Origin of the sequence: Candidatus Accumulibacter phosphatis (assembly GCF_012939955.1) — a bacterium.
In the GTDB taxonomy this organism is placed as follows: domain Bacteria; phylum Pseudomonadota; class Gammaproteobacteria; order Burkholderiales; family Rhodocyclaceae; genus Accumulibacter; species Accumulibacter delftensis.
Map to the genome: position 1 here is coordinate 147,802 of NZ_SPMY01000017.1, position 23,508 is coordinate 171,309.

The following is a 23,508-nucleotide window of genomic DNA, read 5'->3' on the forward strand; positions in this document are numbered from 1 at the left end:
GCCCCTATAATCAAGCGCCGTACACCGCCCTGCCCGCACTGGAGCCTTGATGAAACGCCTGACCTTGTTCGCCGCCATGAGCTTGCTCGCCGGACCTGCCGTCGCGACCCCGGAGTCTGCAGCCAGCGCGGCCTCCGCAGCGTCCACCCTCGCTGCCATTAGCGACCTCGGACAACTGAACGGCCAGGCGCTGGCCTGCGGCGAGATGGCGATCGCTGGCGAGGCCAAGCAACTGGTCATCCGGCATGCGCCAAAGACCCGTCGTTACGGCGAGACTTTCGAGGAACAGACCAACACAGCCTTCCTCGCTCAAGGCCAGACGAGGCACGAGCCCTGCCCCGCGGCCGCAACTTTTTCCGGCCGGCTCGACGAACTCTCGAAACGCTTGCAGGCTTTGCTGCCGACAGCGCCAGCAACAGCCCGGTAGCGCGCAATGAAAAGACTGTTGCTCGCGCTGTCCTTGGCCGCCGGGCTGGCGCCGCTGTCCCTGGCTGCCGACCTTGCCGCGGACCAGATACCGGCCTACGGCGAAACGGGCATCAGCAGCCGCTACTTGCTGATGGACGCCAACGGGCGTGCGGTCAGCAACCAGGACTTCCGCGGGCGCTTCCAGTTGCTCACCTTCGGCTACACCTACTGCCCCGACATCTGTCCGACAACGCTGGCCGAAATGGCGATGGTCATCAGCCGACTTGGCAAGGAAGCCGACGCGCTGCAAGCGCTGTTCATCACCGTTGACCCGGAGCGCGACAGCGCGGACACCCTGCGCAACTACGTTGCCTTCTTCGACCCGCGCATCATCGGCCTGACCGGTTCACCGGAGCTGGTCCGCAAAGCCGCCGAGAGCTTCAGGGTGCGCTACGAGAAAGTCCGCGAACCCGGCGCTCCGCTCGAACAGTACGCGGTCGACCACAGCGCCGGGATGTTTCTACTCGGCCCCGACGGTCGCTTTATCCGAAAGTTTGCCTACGCCACGCCGGCGGAGCAAATCGCCGATCAGATTCGCCAAATAATGGCCGGCAACGGACCTCCATCGGCGGCCAGACGTATGGCACCCGCTTCGCAGTAGTCACTTGCCATCGGAGAACCTCCCCATGAAAGCATCCACGATCGCCTGTCTTCTTGTCCTCGCATCGGCAACCGCCGACAGCAGCGCTGAAACATTGTCGTGCCCGAGCCTGGCGACTGCCGTCCAGGTCGGCAGCTGCCCCAGCGAAGCGGAGCTCAAGTACACCTTCACCGGCTACTGCAGCGACAACCAACGCATGTACGAGCAAAGTACCAGCGTGTGCACCGACTATCAGGCCTACCGAAAACTGAAGAACGTCGCCCAGTGGGAGTCCGCAGACGGCGCCTTTTCCGCCTACGTCTCGTGCGACCTGGCGGCGGAAACGATCAAGGCGATGCCGGTTGCGCGGATGGCGACCAGCAAGCAGGGCAAGGTAAACCTGTTGACTTGCAGCTACGGCGAAGGCGTCAGCTTCAGCTACCGCTCGCGTCAGCAATGCACAGTCACCGGAAAAGGCGACTGCGCCGGTGAGCCAGCCGCCTGCCAGGCGAGCTGTGATTGAACACACTCAGCACACTAAGCACACACTCAGCGCCGGGCACAAAACGAACGCGGCGCGTACCTGAGGTACGCGCCGCTGTGGTTGAAGGGGGTCCGACCAGTCAGCTCGTTGGTTTTGACGGAGTGCTCATTTCAGCTTTGCCATCCTTGGCTTTATCAGCCGAACAGGCGACCGCGGTTGCACTTGACAGCATCAGCGCCAAAGCCATCAGGCCGGCGGTAAGCTTCCTCATACGCATCTCCTTGTGACTGTGCCGACATTGGCAGCTCCAATTTAAACCTAAGGACTGGTGAATACAACCCCGATCGAAGCAGCGGTTTTCAGCACAATTTGACAACGATGTCGTCGAGTGCATTGGCCGCGTCAGCTACCCGGTCGCCAGCATTGGACATGTGACGATAGGTCTCGCGCCGCTTGAACATGTTGAGGTAATCGTCGCCCTGGAAAAGCTCGACAATCGCTCGCCGATAGGCTTTCTCGACCGTACGTTCCGCCTTCCGGGCGGCCGCTGCGTCGACGCCAGCAGCGGCCGGATCGGAAGCCAGGCGACCGAAACCCCTGGCCAGCGCATCGGTGCCTTCCCTGAGGTGCAGCGCCATTTCCAGACTGAACTTGTCGGGGGTCAGACCCAGGACGTCCATTTCAACCACTGTTGATTTGCAGTAGTTGACGATGTCGTCGAGCGTCATGATCGCGCGATGGATGTCTTCACGGTCGATCGGCGTCGAAAAGGCTTCGGCCAGGACACCGAGGTTGGTAGCCTTCATGCGGTCGGCCTGGTGCTCGTCGGCGCGGACTTTCTGGCTGACAGCGACGTCGCCGGTCTCCATGAATTCGACCAGCAGACGCGTGGTCTCCGCGGCGTTGGTGCTCTGCTCGGCGAGCATCCCGAAGAAGTCGGCGACGGTCGGGAAGACGCGCTCGTACAGGCGGCGGAAAATCGGTTTGTTGGCGTTGTTGGTTTGATTGTCTTCCATGATTTATCTCCTCAGGTGGTCTGACCAAGCATGATTCTGGTAATGGCGTAAATAACGATGGATGTGAGAGCCGCCGCCGGGATGGTGATCACCCAGGTCTTGGCGATGTCCTTGGCCTTCTTCCAGCGTACGGCACGCGGACGCTCGGAGTAGCCGATGCCCATGATCGAGGTGGCCACCACGTGCGTTGTGGATACTGGCGCCCCGACCATTGAAGCGGTAAAAATCAGCAGCGCTGAAGTGAGCTGCGAGTCGAAAGCGTGTAGCGGCCGCACCCGGTAGATGGCAAAGCCCAGTGTACGCACAATGCGCCAGCCACCAGACATGATGCCCAGGGTGATCGCCGCAGCACAGGACAGAACCACCCAGAACGGCACTTCGAAACTCGGGATGAAGCCGCCCAGCATCAACACCAGGGTGAGCATGCCCATGCTCTTCTGCGCATCGTTGGCGCCGTGTGAAAACGCCAGGCCGGCAGCGGTCACGAACTGCAACTTGCGCAGAGTGGCGTTGGCGGTCGGCTTGGCACCGGCCAGCAAGCGACGCCCGAGGCGATGAATCCAGAATCCGACCCAGAATCCGAGCAGTGGCGAGACAAACAGGGCCAGCAAAACCTTCGTGACGCCGGTCATCTGGCCGGTGGTCATCAGCTCGCGAAAGCCCCAGACCACATGCTCTGAGCCCACTGCCGCAACCACCGCTCCAGCGAGACCGCCGACCAGCGCGTGCGACGACGACGAGGGAATGCCGAGCCACCAGGTCGCCAGGTTCCAGACGATGGCGCCGAGCAGGCCGCAGAACATGATCAACACGGCGAGCTGCGGGTCGACACCATTCAGATCGACGAACTTGCCGATGGTGTTGGCGACCGCCGTACCGCCGAGCAAAGGGCCCATGAACTCGAAAAAGCCGACGATCAGAACGGCCTGCACCGGAGTCATCGCCCGTGAGGCGATGACCGTCGCCACGATATTTGCGGCATCATGAAAGCCGTTGGTGTAGTCGAAGATCAACACCACCACCACCGTCGCCACGGCCATCCAGAACAAAGTATCCATACGCACCCTTCTTGTAAAAAAAAGCCTCTGCGGGCCTCTGCTTGTAAAAAGTGCGCGGATTATGCACGAAAATTCGCATTTGTACATTTTTTTTCTGCCATCTGCAGCGCCAAACAGCCACCTTGAGGACGAATCATGCGCCTGGGCAACCAGAGCGAGCGCCGCACAAAAAAAAGAGCGAACAACAGGCGGCAGCCAATGAGTTGTCAGTGCGACCCGAATGGCAGGCAGGCTGTTTCGCCGGCGTCTGAGATCATCGCCCCGACAACATGCAGCCGTTCCTCGAAGCCGGCTACATTGAGCAGGCGTTGACGGCCACCTCGGCGATCGGCGATGATCGCCTGCAACGGCAAACGCAAGGGCAGGTGGTACCAGAAGCCGTCACCCACGGCACGTATAGCCAGCGCGTACACTGGTTCAAACGTGGCATGGACAGCGGCGACCTCCGGCAATGCGACGGCTTCTCCCCGAAATCACTGTGATCACCCACCGTATGCGCAGAATCGTCACCATCGCCACCTCGTCGTGCGCGACCCTTCTGATCGCCTTGTTGACCGGCTCCTCGGCACACGCAGCGCTACCGACGGCGGCCAGTGTCCCCGGCGGCGTGGCCTTGATCGTTCTTGGCCCGATTTCGGCCAGCAGCACACGGCCGCTGGCCTGGCTGGGTGAGCAGCGGGTACTGGTGGCCGCCGAGGACGCGCAGTGGGTCGCCGTGGTCGGTCTCGATCTGGCAACCACCCCGGGGACGTACGAGCTACGGGTGGACATCGCTGGCGAATGGCAACGGCACCCCTTCTCTGTCGTCAACAAGGATTATCCTGCGCAACGAATCACGATGAAGGACAGCAGCAAGGTGCAGTTGTCGGCCAGCGATCTGACCCGCGTCGAGGAAGAACTAGCCACCATCCAGCGCCTGAAACGCCATTGGCGCGAAGCAACGGAAACCGACCTGGCTTTCGTCCTGCCTGCGCAAGGGCGGCGCAGCGGGCGCTTCGGTGTACGCCGATTTTTCAACGGCGAGCCCCGCTCAGCGCACGCCGGATTCGATATCGCCGTCGCGCGCGGAGCAACGGTCAAGGCCAATGCGCAGGGTCAAGTACTCGCCGTCGACGACTACTTCTTCAACGGCAAAACCGTGTTTGTCGATCACGGCAACGGCCTGATCAGCATGTATTGCCACCTCGACAGCACCGCCGTGCAGCCCGGCGAAACGGTAAGCAAGGGACAGCGCATCGGCGCCGCTGGCATGACCGGTCGCGCCACCGGCCCGCACCTGCACTGGAGCGTGATCCTCAACGGCGCGATGGTGAACCCCGAACTGTTTGTGGTCGAGTCAGGCAAGAAGAGCTGACGCAGCCGAAACGTCGGCAAACGCTTGCGCGCAAGCCGTCGGCGATGGCGATGCGGGTGGCGGGCGCCACGCTTCAGTCGATGGCTGGCAGTTTGTTACGCTCGCCAGAACTGCTCGCCGCAGCGGCACGATGCGAGCATTCCGGCTTGCTGCATTCGGCGTAAAGGTAGAGCGCGTGCTCGCGAATGATGAAACCGCGCTCGCGGGCAATGCTTGTTTGTCGACGTTCGATCTCGGCATCGTAAAATTCCTCGACGCGTCCGCAGTCGATGCACACCAGATGATCGTGGTGCTGCCCGGCACTGAGTTCGAAAACAGCTTTGCCCGATTCGAAATAGTGACGTTCGAGGAGGCCCGCCTGTTCGAACTGCGTAAGAACGCGATACACGGTCGCCAGGCCAACGTCAAGATTCTCGGCGAGTAGCAGCCGGTAGACATCCTCTGCCGTAAGATGGCGAACTTCGGTCCTCTCGAACAGGGCGAGAATCTTGAGGCGCGGAAGCGTGGCTTTCAGCCCCATACTCTTGAGATTGTCTGAGTTGCTCATCTGCTTACCTTGGTCGGCTGCTGGGAAAGTGGGCTACTATTTCGGTTATCATATACCGTCGACTGCCGCCGTGATCAGCTGAGGCAAGCATTCCGCAGGCTTATCGGTCGATCCGACGACTGGCAGTTGGTAGTTGGTTGTGGCGACTGTAGCAACGCTCACCTCACCTCTCTTTGATCCTTTACCACGATCCGACCCGAACATGACCTTCCCGCGATTTGCCACTGCCGTCCTTGTTCTCTGCGTGATATCGGCTTGCTCCGAGGTCCCGCATATCATTACCGAGTATCGGATCGATGTACAACAGGGAAACGTTCTGACCCAGGACATGGTTTCGCAGTTGCGCCCCGGCCTAAGCAAGGATCAGGTGCGCTTCATTCTCGGTACGCCGGTGCTGGTTGACATGTTCCATGCCCAGCGCTGGGATTACTTCTACTCGATGAAGAAAGGCAACAGCTCGAAGGCCGAGACGCGGAATTTCGTCGTTTATTTTGACGACGACGGCAAGCTGGTGCGAGTCACCGGCGACGTCGCCCCCGCCGCACCGACCGACGGTGCCGTGCTACCGGAAACACGGATTCGGGAAATCGATCTCGGCTCGCTGCCGACCGACGGGAGCGCAACCGTTCCGCCGCCGAACGAAGAGGGTTTTTTTGACAAAATACTCGAGAGCGTGGGACTGTGAAATGAAGGCATTGAAAATCGCTATCGCAGGTGCTGGCGGGCGCATGGGACGCATGCTGCTTGAAGTCACCCTCAAGGATTCGCAAGCGACGCTGGCAGCAGCAATCGACCAACCCGGTGCGCCGCTGCTCGGCAAGGACGCGGGCGAAATCGTCGGCTCACCTTGCGGCGTGATGATCAGCAGCGACAGTGAAGCGGGAATTGCCCAGGCCAGCTGCCTGATCGATTTCACTCGCCCGGAGGGTACCCTTCAGCACCTCGAAATCTGCCGTCGGCATGGCACGGCAATCGTCATTGGCACCACCGGATTTGATGCTCGCGGAAAGCAAGCAATTGCCGCCGCGGCGCAGGATATCCCGGTGGTCTTTGCGCCGAACATGAGCGTCGGCGTTAACGTGGTCTTCAAGCTGCTCGACGTGGCTGCCCGCATCATGAACGAGGGCTACGACGTCGAGATCGTCGAAGCGCACCATCGCCACAAAATCGATGCCCCGTCGGGAACGGCTTTGCGCATGGGCGAAGTCGTCGCGCAAGCCCTTGGTCGCGAACTCGGGGAGTGCGCCGTTTATGGCCGCGAGGGAGTCACCGGCGAGCGACTGCCGGCAACGATCGGCTTTGCCACCGTTCGCGGCGGCGATATTGTCGGCGATCACAACGTGCTCTTCTGCGGCCTCGGCGAGCGCGTCGAGATCGGCCACAAAGCAAGTAGCCGCATGCCGTACGCGCTGGGCAGCCTGCGCGCCGCCCATTTTCTGGCCAACATGAAGCACGGCCTGTTCGACATGCAGGACGTTCTCGGCCTGCGCTGAAGCGGCCACCCGGCCCACACGCCCATCGGCGCAGCCTTAGCCCGCGGCGCGGAATTGGCCAAAAAAGGCGCACTCCCGTATAATCCTTCGGCTTGCAAGGATCCGAGCGGGAGGGCCGTGCGCCCGTCCCGCTTTTGTATGTCTGTAATCCGGACCGGCGACGCATTCACCAGCAGCATCAACAGGAGTCTTTCGTGCCCTTGTTACCCACTCTTCCGCCGGCGATTCTCGCACTGGCCGATGGGACAATCTTCCGCGGCCATGCCATCGGCGCCGGCGGCAGCACCAACGGCGAGGTGGTGTTCAATACGGCGATGTCCGGCTATCAGGAGATCCTTACCGATCCCTCCTACTGCCGCCAGATCGTTACCCTCACTTACCCGCACATCGGTAACGTCGGCTGCAACGCCGAGGATTTCGAATCGCGCGGCAACTATGCCGCCGGCCTGGTCATTCGCGATCTGCCGATTCGTGCCGAGAGCTGGCGCCTGCAGGAAACCCTGCCCGACTACCTGCAGAAGCACGGCGTCGTGGCCATCGCCGGCATCGATACGCGCAAGCTCACCCGCATCCTTCGCGAAGGCGGCGCCCAGGCCGGGTGCATCATGGCCATCGACCTGGATGACGAGCAGGCGATTGCCGAAGCAAGGAACTTCCCCGGTCTCGCCGGAATGGACCTGGCCAAGGTGGTGAGCACTAAAGCCCCCTACGAATGGACGGCCGGCGAATGGGCCCTGGACGGCTATCGCTCGCTAGCCGAGGGACCGCTTCATGTCCTGGCCTACGATTTCGGCGTCAAGCACAACATCCTGCGCATGCTTGCCAGTCGTGGCTGCAAAGTCACGGTCGTTCCGGCGCAAACGCCGGCCGCAGAGGTCCTCAAGCGGCAACCCAATGGCGTATTTCTGTCCAACGGTCCCGGCGACCCGGAACCCTGCGACTACGCCATCGAGGCCATCCGCGAAATCCTTGCCGCCGGAGTGCCGACTTTCGGTATCTGCCTCGGCCATCAGTTGCTGGCCCTGGCGTCCGGTGCGCAGACGACGAAAATGAAGTTCGGCCATCACGGCGCCAACCATCCGGTCAAGGATCTGCGTAGCGGGCAGGTATTGATCACCAGTCAGAACCACGGTTTCGCGGTCGACCGCGAGACGCTGCCCGCGAACTTGGTGCCAACGCACCTGTCGCTGTTCGACGGCTCACTGCAGGGCCTCGCACGTAGCGACGTCCCCGCTTTTTCCTTTCAGGGCCACCCGGAAGCCAGCCCGGGCCCGCACGATATCGCCCATCTGTTCGATCGCTTCGTCCAGATGATGCAAGACAAGAAGGGGCAACATGCCCAAGCGCACTGACATCAAGAGCATTCTCATCATCGGTGCAGGTCCGATCGTCATCGGCCAGGCCTGCGAGTTCGATTACTCGGGCGCGCAAGCCTGCAAGGCGCTGCGTGAAGAGGGCTACCGGGTTATCCTGGTGAACTCGAACCCGGCGACGATCATGACCGATCCGGACATGGCCGACGTCACCTACATCGAGCCGATCAACTGGCAAACGCTCGAAAAGATCATCAGCCGCGAGCGGCCCGACGTGCTACTGCCGACGATGGGCGGACAGACGGCGCTGAACTGCGCCCTCGACCTGGCCAGGCACGGCGTTCTCGAGAAGTTCGGCGTCGAAATGATCGGTGCCACCAAGGAGGCGATCGACAAGGCCGAAGACCGCGAGAAGTTCAAGCAGGCGATGACCAGGATCGGTCTCGGCTCGGCGCGCTCGGCGATGGCACACTCGATGGAAGAAGCGCTGCAGGTGCAGGCGATGATCGGCTATCCGACCATCATCCGACCGTCGTTCACCATGGGCGGCACGGGCGGTGGCATTGCCTACAACCAGGAGGAATTCGTCGACATCTGCGAGCGCGGCCTGGAAGCCAGCCCGACCCGCGAGTTGCTCATCGAGGAGTCACTGATCGGCTGGAAGGAGTTCGAGATGGAGGTCGTGCGCGACCGCAACGACAACTGCATCATCGTCTGCGCCATCGAGAACCTCGACCCGATGGGCGTACACACCGGCGATTCGATCACCGTCGCGCCAACGCAAACGTTGACCGACAAGGAATACCAGATCATGCGCAACGCCTCGGTGGCGGTCTTGCGCGAAATCGGCGTCGACACCGGCGGCTCCAACGTGCAGTTCGCGATCAACCCGCGCGACGGGCGGATGATCGTCATCGAAATGAATCCGCGCGTCTCGCGCTCGTCGGCGCTGGCGTCGAAGGCTACCGGTTTTCCGATCGCCAAGGTGGCTGCCAAGCTGGCGGTCGGCTATACGCTCGACGAACTGGCGAACGAAATCACCGGCGGCAAGACGCCGGCTTCGTTCGAACCGTCGATCGACTACGTGGTCACCAAGGTGCCGCGCTTCGCCTTCGAGAAATTCCCCGAGGCCGACTCGCGCCTGACCACGCAAATGAAATCGGTGGGCGAAGTGATGGCCATCGGGCGTACCTTTCAGGAGTCGCTGCAAAAAGCCCTGCGCGGTCTGGAGATCGGCGTCGATGGCTTCGACGAGCGGAGTACCGACCGCGAGGAAATCGAAATGGCGCTCGGCGAGGCGCGCCCGGAACGTATCTGGTACGTCGCTGACGCCATGCGCATCGGCATGAGTCTGGATGAAATCCACCGCCTGACGGGCATCGACCCGTGGTTTCTGGCGCAAATAGAGGATCTCTACAAGCAGGCAGAAGTGATTCGCGGGCAGCCGCTGGAATCGCTGTCAGGCGAGGAATTACGGCACCTGAAGCGTGCCGGCTTCTCGGACAAGCGGCTGGCAACGCTGATGCGGACCACCCAGACAGCCGTTCGCGAGCGCCGTCACGCGCTGCACGTTCGCCCGGTGTACAAGCGCGTGGACACCTGCGCCGCCGAATTTGCCACCGATACCGCCTACATGTACTCGACCTATGAGGACGAGTGCGAATCGAACCCCAGCGACCGCAAGAAGATCATGGTCCTCGGCGGCGGCCCCAACCGGATCGGTCAGGGCATCGAGTTCGACTACTGCTGTGTGCATGCAGCGCTGGCCTTGCGCGAAGATGGTTATGAAACAATCATGGTCAACTGCAATCCGGAGACCGTGTCTACCGACTACGACACCTCGGATCGCCTCTACTTCGAACCGCTGACGCTCGAAGACGTCCTGGAAATCGTCGCCGTCGAGAAACCCTATGGCGTCATCGTCCAGTATGGGGGGCAGACGCCACTGAAACTGGCGCGCGACCTCGAAGCCAACGGCGTGCCGATCATCGGCACCAGCCCGGACATGATCGACGCCGCCGAGGACCGTGAACGCTTCCAGAAGCTGCTGCACGAGTTGGGTCTCAAGCAGCCCGCCAACCGCACCGCGCGCACCGAACCCGAGGCCTTGCGCCTGGCGGCCGAGATCGGCTATCCACTGGTCGTGCGTCCGTCCTATGTCCTCGGCGGGCGAGCCATGGAAATCGTCCACGACCCGCGCGACCTCGAACGCTACATGCGTGAAGCGGTAAAGGTTTCCAACGACTCACCGGTACTCCTCGACCGTTTCCTCAACGACGCCTGCGAAGTCGACGTCGACGCCCTCGGTGATGGTGACGAAGTGTTGATCGGCGGCGTCATGGAGCACATTGAACAGGCCGGAGTTCACTCTGGTGACTCGGCGTGTTCGCTGCCCCCGCATTCCTTGTCCGCCGAGTTACAGGACGAAATGCGCCGGCAGACAAAGTTGATGGCCAAGGGCCTCAACGTCTGTGGGCTGATGAATGTGCAGTTCGCCATCCAGGACGGCGTCGTTTTCGTTCTGGAGGTCAACCCGCGCGCCTCGCGCACGGTTCCCTTTGTCTCCAAGGCCACCGGCCTGCAACTGGCAAAGATCGCAGCGCGCTGCATGGTCGGGCAGTCGCTGGCCAGCCAGGGTTTCAACAAGGAAGTGATCCCGAATTACTTTTCGGTCAAAGAGGCGGTTTTTCCCTTCGCCAAGTTTCGCGGCGTCGACACCATTCTCGGCCCGGAAATGAAATCGACAGGCGAGGTAATGGGCGTCGGAGTCACTTTTGCCGAAGCTTTCGTCAAGAGCCAAACGGCGGCCAGCGTGCGCCTGCCCCGTTCAGGTCAGGTGTTCATCAGCGTCAAGGACTCGGACAAGCCCCAAGCCGTGACCATCGCCCGCGATCTGCGCACGGCCGGGTTCACCCTGCTCGCGACGCGCGGTACCGCGGCCGCCATCGCTGCGGCAGGCATCGAGGTGAGGGCGGTCAATAAGGTCACCGAAGGCCGGCCGCACGTGGTCGACATGATCAAGAACAACGAGATCGTCCTGATCATCAACACCGTGGACGAGAAGCGCACGGCAATCAACGACTCACGTTCGATCCGGACTTCGGGCCTGGCCGCAAGGGTCACCATCTACACCACCATCTGGGGCGCCGAAGCCGCAACCGCTGGCATCAGAAACCGCGGCGCACTGGTTGTTTATCCGATCCAGGAACTGCACGCACAATTGCGTTGATTAATCCATCGAAACGTCGGGAACACCCGCCAGGCGGGTGGCGACGTTTCTCTGTTGGCAACGAAAGAAATGACCAAGACACCTTTGACCGTGAATGGCGCTGAGAAACTCGCCGCCGAACTGCATCATCTGAAGACCGTTGAGCGACCGCAAACCATTGCCGCGATCGCCGAAGCACGCTCGCACGGCGACCTCTCCGAAAACGCCGAATACGATGCGGCCAAGGAGAAGCAAGGCTTTGTGGAAGGACGCATCCAGGAAGTGGAGAGCAAACTGGCGAACGCCCAGATCATTGACCCGAAACTGCTCGACGCCGACGGACGTTGCGTGTTTGGCGCAACGCTCGACCTCGACGATCAGGAAACGGGCACCCGCGTCAGCTATCAGATCGTCGGAGAGGATGAAGCGGATATCAAGGCCGGCAAGATCTCCATCAACTCGCCGATCGCACGCGCGCTGATCGGCAAGTTTGCTGGCGACATCGCCGAAGTGCAGGCGCCAGGTGGCGTGCGCGAGTACGAAGTCATCGCCGTGCGCTACGAATAGATTCTGCAGATGCAACGCCTGGCGGATGCGCTCTACGACATCACCCTGACTCTCTGGGTCGGCGGCTTGTGGGCCATCGGTTTTCTCGTCGCACCGACGCTTTTTGCCGCGCTCGCCAGTGACCGCCAGCTGGCCGGACTACTCGCCGGCAAGCTGTTTGCCTTGATCGGCTGGGTCGGCCTGGGCTGTGCCAGCTACCTCTTGCTGCACACCGTGCTACGAATGGGTACGATCGCCTTGCGCCGGTGGACCTTCTGGCTACTGATCGGAATGCTGCTGCTCACGGCCATCAATCTCTTCGGCATTCAACCGCTGCTCGCGCAGATCAAGGCCGACGCCTTGCCGAGACAGGCGATTGAGAGCGTGCTCAGCCAGCGCTTCGCCATCTGGCATGGCGTGTCCGGGGTTGTCTACGCCCTTCAGAGCCTGCTCGGGGTATTACTGATCAGCGGATTCCGGCGCGTTGGCAGGTAGATCACGGCGCGAGCAACTGGCAAGCCAGGAGTGCTGACAGGCGATGGGCTGACAATCGCTTTCCCAAGCTACTCACGGGAGCGCATCTCAAGCGCCCGAATCGCCCTGGAAGCTGCGCTTGCTACGGCGGGGCTCGCTGCGTTTCGGGCGAGGCCTGGCGGACTGAGCCGGACCATCTGCTCGCGGCCGCCAGATCACCAACAATTTACCGAGGTGCTGCACCGGCGCCGCATCGAGACGCTCGCAGAGCGTGGTGAGAAACTGCTCGCGCGCCAAACGGTCGTCGTTATAGACCCGGATCTTGATCAGTTCGTGGCTGCTTAGATTGACATCGACCTCGCGAACAACCGCTTCCGACAGGCCATTCTGGCTTATCGAAACGACCGGCTGCAGAGAGTGTGCACGGGCGCGCAGGACACGGCGCTCGTCGGAGCTGAGATTGAGCATACAGGACACCTTTTCTTGAGGACCGCATTTTAGCGGGTTTCGGCCAATGAAACGAAGCAGATCAAGCACGGCGTGGTTGAACGAGCATGTTAACGACGCCTATGTCCAACGGGCAAAGACAGAAGGCTATCGTTCGCGCGCGTCGTACAAGCTGATGGAAATTGACGACAAGGATGCTCTGATCCGCTGCGGCGACGCGATCGTCGACCTCGGCGCGGCGCCGGGCGGCTGGTCACAAGTGGCCGCCAGACGGCTGCAGGGCCGCGGTCGCGTCATCGCGCTCGATTTGCTGGAGATGGCGCCGATGCGCGGCGTCACTTTTCTGCAAGGCGACTTTCGCGAGCAGAACACCCTGCTTGCGCTGGAAGAATTACTCGCTGGCGACCGACCAGGGCTTGTTCTTTCGGATATGTCCCCCAATATCTCGGGTATCTCGGTCTGCGACCAGGCCAGGGTGATGCACCTGGCCGAGCTGGGCCTGGACTTTGCGCGCAGCTGGCTGCAACCGGACGGCGCATTCCTGGTCAAAATTTTTCAGGGGCACGGCTTCAGCGAGTTCCTGCACGAAATGCGCAAGACCTTCAAGACCGTATCTTCACGCAAGCCGGATGCTTCCAGGGATCGTAGCCCGGAGGTCTATCTGCTGGGCAAGGCCTTGAAAACGTGAGAGCATCTGCAAGGTCGTCTTTGCTTCAACGGCAACTAATCGGTTTAGAATACTGGGTTCGTGGAACAGCAGGGTTTCCGGAGCTTTTGCGCCGGACAACGTGGAAGAGGTGAAGTATTGAATAACATGTTCAAAAATCTGGCGGTGTGGCTGGTAATTGGTCTGGTCCTGATGACCGTCTTCAACCAGTTCAATACCCGCCAGGTCGCTCAGTCGACGATGGAGTATTCACAATTCATCGACGAAGTGGGCAAGGGGACAATTGCCAAGGTGGTGATCGAGGGTAGAGTGCTCAAGGCGACGACCACCGACGGGCGCAAGCTGACCAGCTACGCGCCCCCAGACCTGTGGATGGTTTCTGACCTGCTCAAGAATGGCGTCACGATCGAAGCCAAACCCGACGAAGAACAGTCCTTCCTGATGAGCATCTTCGTCAGCTGGTTCCCGATGCTGCTGCTCATTGGTGTGTGGATCTTTTTCATGCGTCAGATGCAGGGCGGTGGCCGCGGCGGTGCTTTCTCGTTCGGCAAGAGCAAGGCACGCCTGCTTGACGAGTCGACCAACACCATCACCTTTGCCGATGTCGCTGGTTGCGACGAAGCCAAGGAAGAGGTCTCCGAACTGGTGGACTTCCTGCGTGACCCGTCGAAATTCCAGAAACTCGGTGGCCGCATCCCGAAAGGCGTGCTGCTGGTCGGCAACCCGGGTACCGGCAAGACCCTGCTGGCCAAAGCGATTGCCGGCGAAGCCAAGGTTCCGTTCTTCTCGATCTCCGGTTCCGACTTCGTCGAGATGTTCGTCGGTGTCGGCGCAGCGCGCGTCCGTGACATGTTCGAAAATGCCAAGAAGCACGCCCCGTGCATTATCTTCATCGATGAACTGGATGCCGTCGGACGGCAACGTGGCGCTGGTCTCGGCGGTGGCAACGACGAGCGCGAGCAAACGCTGAACCAGATGCTGGTTGAAATGGATGGTTTTGAAGGCAGCGTCGGAGTCATCGTGATCGCTGCCACCAACCGTCCAGACGTGCTTGATCCAGCGCTGATGCGTCCGGGCCGTTTCGATCGCCAGGTCGTCGTACCACTACCCGACATCCGTGGTCGCGAGCAAATTCTGATGGTCCACATGCGCAAAGTGCCGCTATCACCAGACGTCAAGGCCGACATCATCGCCCGCGGCACGCCCGGTTTTTCCGGAGCCGATCTGGCCAACCTGGTCAACGAGGCCGCCTTGTTCGCGGCACGCAGCAACAAGCGCCTGGTGGACATGGAGGACTTCGAGAAGGCCAAGGACAAGATCATGATGGGCGCCGAGCGCCGCAGCATGGTCATGAACGAGGACGAGAAGCGCAATACGGCCTATCATGAGTCCGGCCATGCCGTGGTCGCCAAGCTGATGCCGAAGTCCGACCCGGTACACAAGGTCACCATCATCCCGCGCGGACGGGCACTCGGACTGACCATGCAACTGCCGGAAGAAGATCGTTACGCTTACGATCGCGTCTATCTGATGAGTCGGATTGCAGTCCTCTTCGGTGGCCGCATCGCCGAAGAACTGTTCATGAATCAGATGACCACCGGCGCCTCGAATGACTTCGAGCGAGCAACGCAGATGGCGCGTGACATGGTCACCCGCTACGGCATGTCCGACGCACTCGGCCCCATGGTCTATGGCGAGAATGAGGGCGAGGTCTTCCTGGGGCGTTCGGTCACCACGCACAAGAACATGTCCGAAGCGACCATGGAGAAAGTCGATCGCGAAATTCGCAGCATCATCGACCAGCAGTACACCCTTGCGCGCAGTGTCCTCGAAGAACATCGTGCGACGGTCGAGGCAATGGCCGCCGCCTTGCTCGAACTCGAAACGATCGACAGCGACCAGATCGACGACATCATGGCTGGCAAACCGCCGCGCCCGCCGAAGCAGCCGCAAACCAAGCTGCCGAGCACGCCACCGGACAGCAAGACGCCGGATGCCGCTCCGAGCGCACCACCAGCACCCGCCTGAGCGCGCACCACGGGGCCCTGGCTATGGCTAGATATCGGCTCTGCCGTGGAGCTTCCGGAGCCCGCCCGACGCCCCAAGGCGCTAGGCGCTTCTGAACCGATGCTTCGCTGCGGCTCGTTTCACATCCCGCTGGGCCGCCCGCTGGTGATGGGCATTGTCAATCTGACTCCGGACTCGTTTTCCGGTGACGGGCTGGCGAGCAACACCAGCGAGGCCGTAGCGCGTGCTCGCCAGCAGATTGACGCCGGTGCCGACCTGCTGGATATCGGCGCCGAGTCGTCACGCCCAGGTGCTGCAGCAACCTCAGAGGACGAAGAACTGCGGCGCTTGCTGCCCGTGCTCGAAGCGCTTGCCGACTGTACGCTGCCGATATCGGTCGATACCTACAAGCCGGCAGTGATGCGCATGGCGCTGGCCAACGGTGCGTCGATGATCAATGACATCTTTGCGCTACGCATGCCGGGGGCGCTGGCGGCGGTCGCCGACAGCGACTGTGCCGTCTGTCTGATGCACATGCAGGGCGCGCCATTGACCATGCAGGAGCAACCCGCCTACGCCGATGTCGTGGCCGAGGTGCAGGCTTTCCTGCGCACACGAGTCAGCGCCGCACTGGCGGCAGGCATCAGCAGTGATCGCCTGCTGCTCGACCCCGGTTTTGGCTTCGGCAAGACGCTGCAGCACAATCTGGACCTGCTGCGCCGTTTCGACGAGTTGTCCATTGACGACCTGCCTCTGCTGGCCGGCATCTCACGAAAATCAATGCTGGCAACGATCACCGGGCGTCCGGTCGCGCAGCGACTTGCCGGCAGCCTCGCGGCTGCGCTGCTGGCGGCACAACGCGGCGCGAGCATTTTGCGCGTTCATGATGTCAGCGAAACACGCGATGCCTTGGCCGTCTGGCAGGCTGTAAACGCCGCAGAAGTCACTTGACCGGGAGGCACGAAGACCTCGCCTCCGCAGGCTGACGCATCGGCGTTCGTCGTTCTGCTTGGTGTATTTGTTGGCAGCGCTTGGGCCCGGATTTGCGTAGAATGGGCCGGATCGAACGTATCAATATCCACATTGGCGACTGAAGGGAGAGGCATCGTGGCGAGGAAATACTTTGGAACCGACGGCGTACGAGGGCGAGTCGGCGAGAGTCCAATCACGCCCGATTTCGTCATGCGTCTGGGTCACGCCATGGGCAGGGTTCTCGTTACGCATCGGGCGGAACGCAGCGGCACAATAGCCGGAGAGCGTCCGGCGGTACTGATCGGCAAAGATACCCGCGTTTCAGGCTACATGCTGGAAGCCGCCCTGGAAGCCGGTTTTTCGGCTGCCGGGGTCGACGTCTCCCTGGTCGGACCCATGCCGACGCCGGCCATCGCCTACCTGACTCGCGCCTTGCGCCTGCAAGCCGGAATTGTCATCTCCGCATCGCACAACCCCTACTACGATAACGGCATCAAGTTCTTCTCGGCGCAGGGGACCAAGCTTCCCGATGAACTCGAGTTGGAGATCGAAGCGGCGCTCGACGAGCCACTGACCTGCGTCGACTCGGCCGCTCTCGGTCGCGCGCGTCGAATTGAAGACGCGGATGGTCGCTATATCGAGTTTTGCAAGAGCACCTTCCCCTTCGAACAGGACTTGCGCGGACTCAAGATCGTCGTCGACTGCGCCAACGGTGCCGCCTACTACATCGCACCCAAGGTGTTCCACGAACTGGGCGCCGAAGTGAGCAGCATCGGCGCCGACCCCAACGGCCTCAACATCAACCACGAAGTCGGCGCAACCGCGCCCGAAGCCCTGCGCCAAGCCGTGCTCACACAAGGCGCAGACCTCGGTATTGCCCTCGATGGTGACGCCGACCGGGTGTTGATGGTCGACGCCCAAGGCACTCTCTACGACGGCGATCAACTACTTTTCGCCGTCGTCCGCAGCCGCCTCCGCCAGGGTCCTGTGGCAGGCGTCGTAGGCACCCTGATGACCAATCTTGCCTTCGAACACGCCGTGGCCGAACTCGATATACCGTTTGTTCGTGCCGCAGTCGGCGACCGCTACGTGATGGACATGTTGCGCCAGAAAGGCTGGTTGTATGGCGGCGAGAACTCCGGACACATCCTCTGCCTCGACAGGCACTCGACGGGGGACGGTATTGTTTCCGCTCTACAGGTGCTTTCGGCACTGCGGACAGCCGGAGGCACACTGCAAGAGCTGCTGGGCGACCTGCAACTCTACCCGCAGAGGCTGATCAACGTCGCCTTGAGCAAGGGCTTCCCATGGCAGGATCACCCCTTGATCGGCTCGGTGCACAGCCAGGTGGAGAGTGCGCTGAACGGCCGTGGCCGAGTGCTGCTGCGTGCATCGGGAACCGAACCGCTGCTGCGCGTAATGGTCGAAGGCGAGGACTCGGCAGTGGTCAACAATGCCGCCGAAACCCTGGCCACCGCCGTGCGCGAAGCGGTCGCTTCGTAAGCCGATCAAGCCCGGCCGATCACGAAGAGCAGCCCAGCGCTACCGAGGCACGCGCTCAGGCGTGCTCAGCCGTCATCTGCCTCACCTTCACGGACGCCGTACTGGCGGTCGAGCCGGTTCATGTAGCGCGCATACCACCAGATAATCGCCAGATAGACCAGCGGCGCCCCCCTGGGCGCCCATGTAAAACCCCAGCGGGAAGCCCATGACCGTGATCTCGGCGAGCTCACGGGCGAAGAAACTGACCACGAAACTGACCGCGAACCATATCGCCAGCAGCAATGCCGTCATCTTCAGGTTGCGCCGCCAGTAGTTGCGATGCTGGTGTTCGCGCCGCATTCAGCGCACCCCCGCTGCTGCGCCTAGAACGAAAGCGTGCGCGGGGCAGGCGGAGCTCGCCAGCCGACGTCGGCTCACGAACCTTCCAGTTCTGGGTAGCGAACGCTTTCGACGAAATCCTGCGTCGCCTTACTTGGCGGCCGGGAACACAGACTGACGACGACAATCGTCGAGAACCCGGCGGCAACGCCCCACACCCCCGCCGAGGTCGACTGTATACCCCACCACGGCTCCATGCCGATTCCCTGGATACCCAGCCAGGGGATGGCATCCACCTGCACACGAACCATGTAATAGAGGGTTACCAGCAAACCGATCACCATGCCACTCACCGCGCCCGCCGCATTGGCCCTTTTCCAGAAAAACGCCAAGAATCAATGCCGGAAAAAAAAGCCGCGCCGGCCAGCGAGAAGGCCCACGCCACCATCGACAGAATCGCCGCCGGCTTCTGCGAAGCGACCGTGGCCGCGAGCACGGCGACCACCAGCAGTAGCGTTTTCGAAACCACCAGCCGCCATTGGGTGGTCGCCTCGGGACGATAGACCTTGTAATAGACGTCATGCGACAAAGCGCTGGCAATGGTCAGTAGTAAGCCGTCGGCGGTAGACAGGGCCGCCGCCAGCGCACCGGCAGCGACCAGGCCAGAAATGACATACGGCAAGCCGGCAATTTCTGGCGTGGCGAGCAAAATCACATCCGGATTGAGCGCCAGTTCGACGAGTTGCAGAATTCCGTCACCGTTCACATCTTCGATCGAGACCAGACCGATCTTGCCCCAGGCACTGACCCAGACAGGCAGTTGGGCGATCGACGAACCGATCAGCGTCGAGTAGATCTCGTACTTGGCAAAGGCCGCGTACGCTGGCGCCGTCAGGTAGAGAGCCAGAATGAACAGCAAGGACCAGAAAACCGAAGTGCGCGCCTCGCGGACGCTGGGAGTGGTGTAGTAACGCATCAGTACATGCGGCAAGGCCGCGGTACCGACCATCAGGCAGAAGACCAGACTGAGAAAGTTGAGACGGGCCGTATTGCTCACCTCCTCACCACCCGAGGGATAGGGAGTCAGGTGATGCTCGGGATCGGCGCCACGCAGCGCCGCGTCACGCATCAACTTCTCCCAGTAGACCTTGGCCGCCTCACTGCTTGTCGGCAACTCGCGGCGCTCGCGCTCGATGGCCACGACCTCACGCATCTGCGCGTTGCTGCTTTTCAGTTCCTCGATCTGTTCGGCTAGACGGAGCCGCTCTTCGTCGAGCGCTTCGGGCAAGGTCAGGATGCGTTCGTAGTAGCCATCGGCGCGTTCACGAAAAAATGCGGCGAGCTTCAATCTCGGCGGGATCGGCGAAGATTTGCTCTTCGAGGAGCTGCACCTTCTGCAGGACGAGGCCATAGGTCAGTTGGGGGACCGGAGGAATGCCGGTAACCTGGTACGAGAGAATGCTCACCGGAACCAGATAGGCGACGATCAGAATGGCGTATTGAGCCACCTGCGTCCAGGTCACCGCGCGCATGCCGCCGAGAAAGGAGCAAACCAGGATACCGGCCAAACCGACATAGACCCCGATCTCGAACTGCAACCCGACAAAGCGGCTGGTAATCAGCCCAACCCCGTAGATCTGGGCGACGACATAAACGAAAGACGCCAGTACCGTCGCCAAGACGCCGACCAGCCGCGCCGGGTTGCCGCCATAGCGCGCCGCGAGAAAGTCCGGGATGGTAAATTGCCCGAAGCGCCGCAAATAGGGTGCTAGCAACAGAGCGACCAGGACGTAGCCGCCGGTCCAGCCCATCACGTACGCCAGCCCCTGATAGCCCGACAGGTAGAGCGTCCCGGCCAAGCCCATGAACGAGGCCGCGCTCATCCAGTCGGCGCCGGTCGCCATGCCGTTGAAAATCGCAGGCACCCGCCTGCCGGCGACGTAGTACTCGGAAACGCTAGCCGTGCGCGCCAGCACGCCAATCGTCGCGTAGAGGAAAATGGTCAGAAACAGAAAGGAATAGCCGATCCAGCGCGGTGGCAGTCTCCAGCCGCTCAAGGAACGCCAGAATGAGGATAAAAATGAAGAAGCCCGCGGTGTAGAAAGCATAGTAGCGACGCAGCGGGACGGTGGTGTAGTCGACCATCGCTGCGCTCGCCTAAGCACTCGGGTACAGGTGACGCCGTGCTTTCTCGAGCTTGATAAGGCTGGCCGGCGTCTCGAAACCTTTTTGCGCGGCACGCGCCAGTGTGAGCTGCAGCAGCTGCGCCGTCGCGTAGGCGTCCGAAACCGGGTTGTGGCGCTCGATGCTGGGGACGCCGAAGTGCTCAAGCCAGGTGTCCAGGCGCGCCTGTTTGTCGCCCAACTCGCGAAACAGGCCAGCCATGACCCAGGCCAGATCGATCCATGGCAAATCCAGCTCGACGCCCAGCGCCTCGGCTAGCACACCTTCGATTCGCCGAGCGACGAACGACGCGTGGTAAGCGACCAGCGGCGCCTTGCCGGCAAAATCAAGCAAAGCGAGCAAGGCTTCGCCGCGCTCCTCGCCGCTGATCGGCGTCAGCGGCAATTGCTCGGCCTCGGCAAGCGGACGCCCGGCGGCGTCCGTCGCCGCGGCTGCCTCCACCATCGGCAGCTGCAAGGCAGCGCTTAAATCAATCAGGCCATCGGCCAGCGCCAGCGCGCCGATCGAACCCAGAGGACCGTCCTTCCAGTCCCCGCCGGCGATGGCAATGTCGATCAGCACGTAGCGACTGCGATAGTGCGAGCGGCTCAGATCAGGCGCCGGCAGCATCTGCCAGGCGGAAAGTCGCTGCAACTGCCTGCTCGTCAAGTGCAAGGCTTGAGCGTTCTGGCCAGCAAACAGTTTCGAGAACCAGACCATGGTCAGATCTGATAGTCGAGCTTCAGGCGTACCTGCAGCCTGCGCGCCTGCCGGAAAGACTCTTTGAGCATACGTCTTTCAACCTCGTTCAGCTCGTCCGGCCGGATCAGATTGTCACCGCTGCGCCCGTGTTCCTGCTCGAAATGCTGGTGCCGCAAACGCAGCATCTGAATGAAATTGAAGCCGTCGACGACGGCCGCCGTCTCGTCTGCGGAAATCTTCATCAAGCTGCTGGCCCGCTTGAGACGAGCGACGGTGTTCGTCGCCTCGACCTGATTGGCCAGCGCAAAAAGGCGTGCCGCGTCGGTAAACAGGCGCACGCCGTACTTCTTGAGATCGATGGTTCCGGGATGCTCGGGGTCGCCGTCGGTGACGAAGTCGCGGATGCGACCTAGCGGCGGCGCCACGCTGAGCGCATTCTGGGCCAGCATGCGCAGGAACAGCGGATTGCCCTGCGTCTGGCGAAGAAGTGACAGACGCATCCGGTGCGCCAGATTAAAGCGGCCGTGCAGCGGTCGGAAATCGAAAAAGATCGTCGCGTTCAGCAAGGCCAGCGGCTCGGGTGTGCGCACCCACTGCGAAAACTTCTCTTCCCACTCCTCGAGCGTCAGGCAAAGCTCGGGGTTGCTGGCCATGATGTTGCCCTTGCAGAGGGGAAAACCGCACTTGTCGAGGTCATCATTGACCTCCCGGGCAAAATCGAGAAAACGCAGCTGCGTCTGCTCGCGGTCCATGATGTCGGTGCAAATGAAGACGATTCCGTTATCCTGATCGGTGGTGAAGGTCTGCTCGTCGCGCCCCTCCGAACCGAACGCCAGCCACGCCCAGTCGATGCCGTAGAAGTCGTGGCGCTCGAGGTTGAGTTCGATCACCCGGCGCGTCACCGCGTCGTTCAGGGTCGAGATGAACTGCGTGATCTCCTGCGCGCCAACTCCCTCCGAAAGCATCCTCAGTGCCAACTGGCGAACGTCGTCGCGCGCGTGCTGCAGCACGGCGATAGTGGTCGCTGCGTCGATCGCGTGCCGAATCTGCCGCAGGCCTGCCCCTTGCAGCTTGAACAGGTCACGCTCGGAAACCACGCCGCGCAAGCGCCCGCCCTCGTCCACTGCGAGAACGTGGCGCACCCGGTGCATGGCCATCAGCAGCGCCGCGTCATGAGCATTTGCCGCCAGCGGCAAGGTCTGCGGTGCTGGCGACATGACCGCGGCAATCGCCTGCTCGAGGGACGCCCCGGGGAGGACGATGCGTTTCAGGATGTCCGAAAGGGTAAAGATGCCGATAGGCTGCTGCTCGCCATCCACCACCACCATCGAGCCGAGGTGCTGGCTGGCCATCAGCTCGACGACCCGGCGCACCGGCGTATCGGCCGCCACGGCGACCGGTTCACGCGTGACGATTATCGATAGTGGCGAGTTCATCGTCTTCTGTTCCGCCGCGCGCTGGGCAAGCTGCAGCTGCAGCTGCTGCTGCGATTGCCTGAGCAGGCCGGCGATGTACTGGGTACAGAAAAGATTGAAGACTGTGCTCTTCTGGGTCAGGGCGAAGAAGTCTTCGGCGGCCAGTTCGTAACAGAAGACATCGTCGCGAGCAACGTAGGCGCCCACCGTTTCACGCTGCGCCATCAAGGCGCCAATCGAGAAGCTCTGACCGGGACCCAGGGTGAGCGACGATGACTCCAGCTTGCGGTCCCCACCGCTGCGCAGAACGTCCACCCGACCACGCTGCAGGATGTGCAGCGTCCGCGCCACGCCGCTTTCTCTGGCCAGAATCCGCGCGCCTTTCGGATAGTGGGCGAGTTTCACCCGCTGCGCGAGAAAACGCAGCCACTCGGCTTCCATCCGATCAAAAGGCGGGTAGGCCTGCAGTGACTGGATGCACGCGGAGACCAGCAGTTCAGTCGCCTCGTTGCTCATCCGAACTCCTAGTTCGATGCAAATAAAGAGGCCGGCACGCCGTGCCGGCCTGAAAAAACCCGCTTGCTCAGGCGAGGTGACGCGTCGCCAAAGCCTCTCCCACGCGCAAAAAGCTGCTAACGGTCATGACATGTCGAGATACCCCGAATCATGAAAGTCATGACCGTTTCNCTCTTCCCCTGCCCCTTCTCCCGCAAGGGAGAAGGGAGGTTCGTGAGTCGCTTGCGCGACTTTCACATTAACGGTCATGACATGTC

Annotated in this window: 21 protein-coding genes and 2 pseudogenes; 15 read left to right on the top strand and 8 right to left on the bottom strand. The window is 61.7% G+C overall.

Annotated features, from left to right (window positions below):
- Positions 1 to 49: 49 nt before the first annotated feature.
- From E4Q23_RS06420 to E4Q23_RS06430, 3 genes are read left to right on the top strand one after another with little or no spacing between them, the layout of a single operon-like run.
- Positions 50 to 427 carry a hypothetical protein gene (locus E4Q23_RS06420; RefSeq protein ID WP_169065852.1) on the top strand — a complete coding sequence of 126 codons (378 nt, stop codon included), beginning with the start codon at positions 50 to 52 and terminating at the stop codon, positions 425 to 427.
- Positions 428 to 433: 6 nt separating this feature from the next.
- A complete protein-coding gene (locus tag E4Q23_RS06425) occupies positions 434 to 1,069 on the top strand; it encodes an SCO family protein (protein ID WP_169065853.1) in 636 nt (211 codons plus the stop codon).
- A 25-nt stretch (positions 1,070 to 1,094) separates the two neighbouring features.
- Entirely contained in the window at positions 1,095 to 1,571 is a 477-nt protein-coding gene (locus E4Q23_RS06430; protein WP_169065854.1) for a hypothetical protein, read from the top strand.
- A gap of 320 nt (positions 1,572 to 1,891) precedes the next feature.
- On the opposite strand, the gene E4Q23_RS06435 is transcribed toward E4Q23_RS06430, so the two are convergent.
- Positions 1,892 to 2,548 (bottom strand): DUF47 domain-containing protein, encoded by a 657-nt coding sequence (locus E4Q23_RS06435; RefSeq protein ID WP_169065855.1) that lies wholly within the window; start codon positions 2,546 to 2,548, stop codon positions 1,892 to 1,894.
- Between the two features lie 11 nt (positions 2,549 to 2,559).
- Positions 2,560 to 3,606: an inorganic phosphate transporter gene (locus E4Q23_RS06440; RefSeq protein WP_169065856.1), complete on the bottom strand. Its 1,047-nt coding sequence runs from the start codon at positions 3,604 to 3,606 to the stop codon at positions 2,560 to 2,562.
- Between the two features lie 269 nt (positions 3,607 to 3,875).
- Between E4Q23_RS06440 and E4Q23_RS06445 the strand changes: the two genes are divergently transcribed.
- The gene (locus tag E4Q23_RS06445) at positions 3,876 to 4,088 is read left to right on the top strand and encodes a neutral zinc metallopeptidase (RefSeq protein WP_169065857.1); all 213 of its coding nucleotides are present in this window, start codon (positions 3,876 to 3,878) and stop codon (positions 4,086 to 4,088) included.
- Positions 4,085 to 4,960 (top strand): peptidoglycan DD-metalloendopeptidase family protein, encoded by an 876-nt coding sequence (locus E4Q23_RS06450; protein WP_336511617.1) that lies wholly within the window; start codon positions 4,085 to 4,087, stop codon positions 4,958 to 4,960. The genes E4Q23_RS06445 and E4Q23_RS06450 overlap by 4 nt, the downstream gene beginning before the upstream one ends.
- Positions 4,961 to 5,033: 73 nt before the next feature.
- Here E4Q23_RS06450 and fur read toward each other — a convergent pair whose 3' ends face one another.
- Complete coding sequence (fur, locus tag E4Q23_RS06455; protein WP_169065858.1) at positions 5,034 to 5,507, bottom strand: ferric iron uptake transcriptional regulator; 474 nt, start codon at positions 5,505 to 5,507, stop codon at positions 5,034 to 5,036.
- 202 nt (positions 5,508 to 5,709) lie between these two features.
- Between fur and E4Q23_RS06460 the strand changes: the two genes are divergently transcribed.
- The 6 genes from E4Q23_RS06460 (at position 5,710) to E4Q23_RS06485 (ending at position 12,562) form a co-directional block, all read left to right on the top strand.
- Positions 5,710 to 6,192 (top strand): outer membrane protein assembly factor BamE, encoded by a 483-nt coding sequence (locus tag E4Q23_RS06460; RefSeq protein WP_169065859.1) that lies wholly within the window; start codon positions 5,710 to 5,712, stop codon positions 6,190 to 6,192.
- A gap of 1 nt (position 6,193) precedes the next feature.
- Positions 6,194 to 7,000 carry a 4-hydroxy-tetrahydrodipicolinate reductase gene (dapB, locus tag E4Q23_RS06465; RefSeq protein ID WP_169065860.1) on the top strand — a complete coding sequence of 269 codons (807 nt, stop codon included), beginning with the start codon at positions 6,194 to 6,196 and terminating at the stop codon, positions 6,998 to 7,000.
- A 194-nt stretch (positions 7,001 to 7,194) separates the two neighbouring features.
- Positions 7,195 to 8,352 (top strand): glutamine-hydrolyzing carbamoyl-phosphate synthase small subunit, encoded by a 1,158-nt coding sequence (carA, locus tag E4Q23_RS06470; RefSeq protein WP_169065861.1) that lies wholly within the window; start codon positions 7,195 to 7,197, stop codon positions 8,350 to 8,352.
- Positions 8,336 to 11,542, top strand: coding sequence for a carbamoyl-phosphate synthase large subunit (gene carB, locus E4Q23_RS06475; protein ID WP_169065862.1), 3,207 nt, complete (start codon positions 8,336 to 8,338; stop codon positions 11,540 to 11,542). Before carA ends, carB begins: the two co-directional genes overlap by 17 nt.
- Positions 11,543 to 11,611: 69 nt before the next feature.
- Positions 11,612 to 12,088: a transcription elongation factor GreA gene (gene greA, locus E4Q23_RS06480; protein WP_169065863.1), complete on the top strand. Its 477-nt coding sequence runs from the start codon at positions 11,612 to 11,614 to the stop codon at positions 12,086 to 12,088.
- Positions 12,089 to 12,097: 9 nt separating this feature from the next.
- The gene (locus E4Q23_RS06485; protein ID WP_169065864.1) at positions 12,098 to 12,562 is read left to right on the top strand and encodes a DUF4149 domain-containing protein; all 465 of its coding nucleotides are present in this window, start codon (positions 12,098 to 12,100) and stop codon (positions 12,560 to 12,562) included.
- Positions 12,563 to 12,649: 87 nt separating this feature from the next.
- Here E4Q23_RS06485 and E4Q23_RS06490 read toward each other — a convergent pair whose 3' ends face one another.
- Complete coding sequence (locus E4Q23_RS06490) at positions 12,650 to 13,009, bottom strand: YhbY family RNA-binding protein (RefSeq protein WP_169065865.1); 360 nt, start codon at positions 13,007 to 13,009, stop codon at positions 12,650 to 12,652.
- 46 nt (positions 13,010 to 13,055) lie between these two features.
- Here E4Q23_RS06490 and E4Q23_RS06495 point away from each other — a divergent pair, with 46 nt between their 5' ends.
- The 4 genes from E4Q23_RS06495 to glmM all read left to right on the top strand — a co-directional run bounded on the left by E4Q23_RS06495 (position 13,056) and on the right by glmM (position 18,137).
- A complete protein-coding gene (locus tag E4Q23_RS06495) occupies positions 13,056 to 13,676 on the top strand; it encodes an RlmE family RNA methyltransferase (RefSeq protein ID WP_169065866.1) in 621 nt (206 codons plus the stop codon).
- Between the two features lie 117 nt (positions 13,677 to 13,793).
- Entirely contained in the window at positions 13,794 to 15,683 is a 1,890-nt protein-coding gene (ftsH, locus tag E4Q23_RS06500) for an ATP-dependent zinc metalloprotease FtsH (protein ID WP_169065867.1), read from the top strand.
- Positions 15,684 to 15,782: 99 nt separating this feature from the next.
- Entirely contained in the window at positions 15,783 to 16,613 is an 831-nt protein-coding gene (folP, locus tag E4Q23_RS06505; RefSeq protein WP_169065868.1) for a dihydropteroate synthase, read from the top strand.
- 156 nt (positions 16,614 to 16,769) lie between these two features.
- Positions 16,770 to 18,137 carry a phosphoglucosamine mutase gene (glmM, locus tag E4Q23_RS06510; RefSeq protein WP_169065869.1) on the top strand — a complete coding sequence of 456 codons (1,368 nt, stop codon included), beginning with the start codon at positions 16,770 to 16,772 and terminating at the stop codon, positions 18,135 to 18,137.
- A 65-nt stretch (positions 18,138 to 18,202) separates the two neighbouring features.
- Here the strand turns inward: glmM and E4Q23_RS23635 are convergent.
- The 4 genes and pseudogenes from E4Q23_RS23635 to E4Q23_RS06530 form a co-directional block, all read right to left on the bottom strand.
- A pseudogene (locus E4Q23_RS23635) lies at positions 18,203 to 18,476 on the bottom strand (DUF4212 domain-containing protein).
- 74 nt (positions 18,477 to 18,550) lie between these two features.
- Positions 18,551 to 20,600: pseudogene (locus tag E4Q23_RS06520) on the bottom strand (sodium:solute symporter family protein).
- A gap of 12 nt (positions 20,601 to 20,612) precedes the next feature.
- A complete protein-coding gene (locus E4Q23_RS06525) occupies positions 20,613 to 21,338 on the bottom strand; it encodes a 3'-5' exonuclease (RefSeq protein ID WP_169065870.1) in 726 nt (241 codons plus the stop codon).
- A gap of 2 nt (positions 21,339 to 21,340) precedes the next feature.
- Positions 21,341 to 23,251 (bottom strand): DUF294 nucleotidyltransferase-like domain-containing protein, encoded by a 1,911-nt coding sequence (locus E4Q23_RS06530; RefSeq protein ID WP_169065871.1) that lies wholly within the window; start codon positions 23,249 to 23,251, stop codon positions 21,341 to 21,343.
- Positions 23,252 to 23,508 lie beyond the last annotated feature (257 nt).

Excerpts from the sequence above, each read along its gene's own strand:
- greA (WP_169065863.1), top strand. The coding sequence starts at position 11,612 with ATGACCAAGACACCTTTGACCGTGAATGGCGCTGAGAAACTCGCCGCC.
- E4Q23_RS06440 (WP_169065856.1), bottom strand. The coding sequence starts at position 3,606 with ATGGATACTTTGTTCTGGATGGCCGTGGCGACGGTGGTGGTGGTGTTG.
- E4Q23_RS06525 (WP_169065870.1), bottom strand. The coding sequence starts at position 21,338 with ATGGTCTGGTTCTCGAAACTGTTTGCTGGCCAGAACGCTCAAGCCTTG.
- folP (WP_169065868.1), top strand. The coding sequence starts at position 15,783 with ATGCTTCGCTGCGGCTCGTTTCACATCCCGCTGGGCCGCCCGCTGGTG.
- dapB (WP_169065860.1), top strand. The coding sequence starts at position 6,194 with ATGAAGGCATTGAAAATCGCTATCGCAGGTGCTGGCGGGCGCATGGGA.
- E4Q23_RS06425 (WP_169065853.1), top strand. The coding sequence starts at position 434 with ATGAAAAGACTGTTGCTCGCGCTGTCCTTGGCCGCCGGGCTGGCGCCG.
- E4Q23_RS06460 (WP_169065859.1), top strand. The coding sequence starts at position 5,710 with ATGACCTTCCCGCGATTTGCCACTGCCGTCCTTGTTCTCTGCGTGATA.
- E4Q23_RS06485 (WP_169065864.1), top strand. The coding sequence starts at position 12,098 with ATGCAACGCCTGGCGGATGCGCTCTACGACATCACCCTGACTCTCTGG.
- E4Q23_RS06445 (WP_169065857.1), top strand. The coding sequence starts at position 3,876 with ATGCAGCCGTTCCTCGAAGCCGGCTACATTGAGCAGGCGTTGACGGCC.
- E4Q23_RS06490 (WP_169065865.1), bottom strand. The coding sequence starts at position 13,009 with ATGCTCAATCTCAGCTCCGACGAGCGCCGTGTCCTGCGCGCCCGTGCA.
- E4Q23_RS06435 (WP_169065855.1), bottom strand. The coding sequence starts at position 2,548 with ATGGAAGACAATCAAACCAACAACGCCAACAAACCGATTTTCCGCCGC.
- E4Q23_RS06430 (WP_169065854.1), top strand. The coding sequence starts at position 1,095 with ATGAAAGCATCCACGATCGCCTGTCTTCTTGTCCTCGCATCGGCAACC.
- fur (WP_169065858.1), bottom strand. The coding sequence starts at position 5,507 with ATGAGCAACTCAGACAATCTCAAGAGTATGGGGCTGAAAGCCACGCTT.
- E4Q23_RS06420 (WP_169065852.1), top strand. The coding sequence starts at position 50 with ATGAAACGCCTGACCTTGTTCGCCGCCATGAGCTTGCTCGCCGGACCT.
- E4Q23_RS06495 (WP_169065866.1), top strand. The coding sequence starts at position 13,056 with ATGAAACGAAGCAGATCAAGCACGGCGTGGTTGAACGAGCATGTTAAC.
- E4Q23_RS06530 (WP_169065871.1), bottom strand. The coding sequence starts at position 23,251 with ATGAGCAACGAGGCGACTGAACTGCTGGTCTCCGCGTGCATCCAGTCA.
- carB (WP_169065862.1), top strand. The coding sequence starts at position 8,336 with ATGCCCAAGCGCACTGACATCAAGAGCATTCTCATCATCGGTGCAGGT.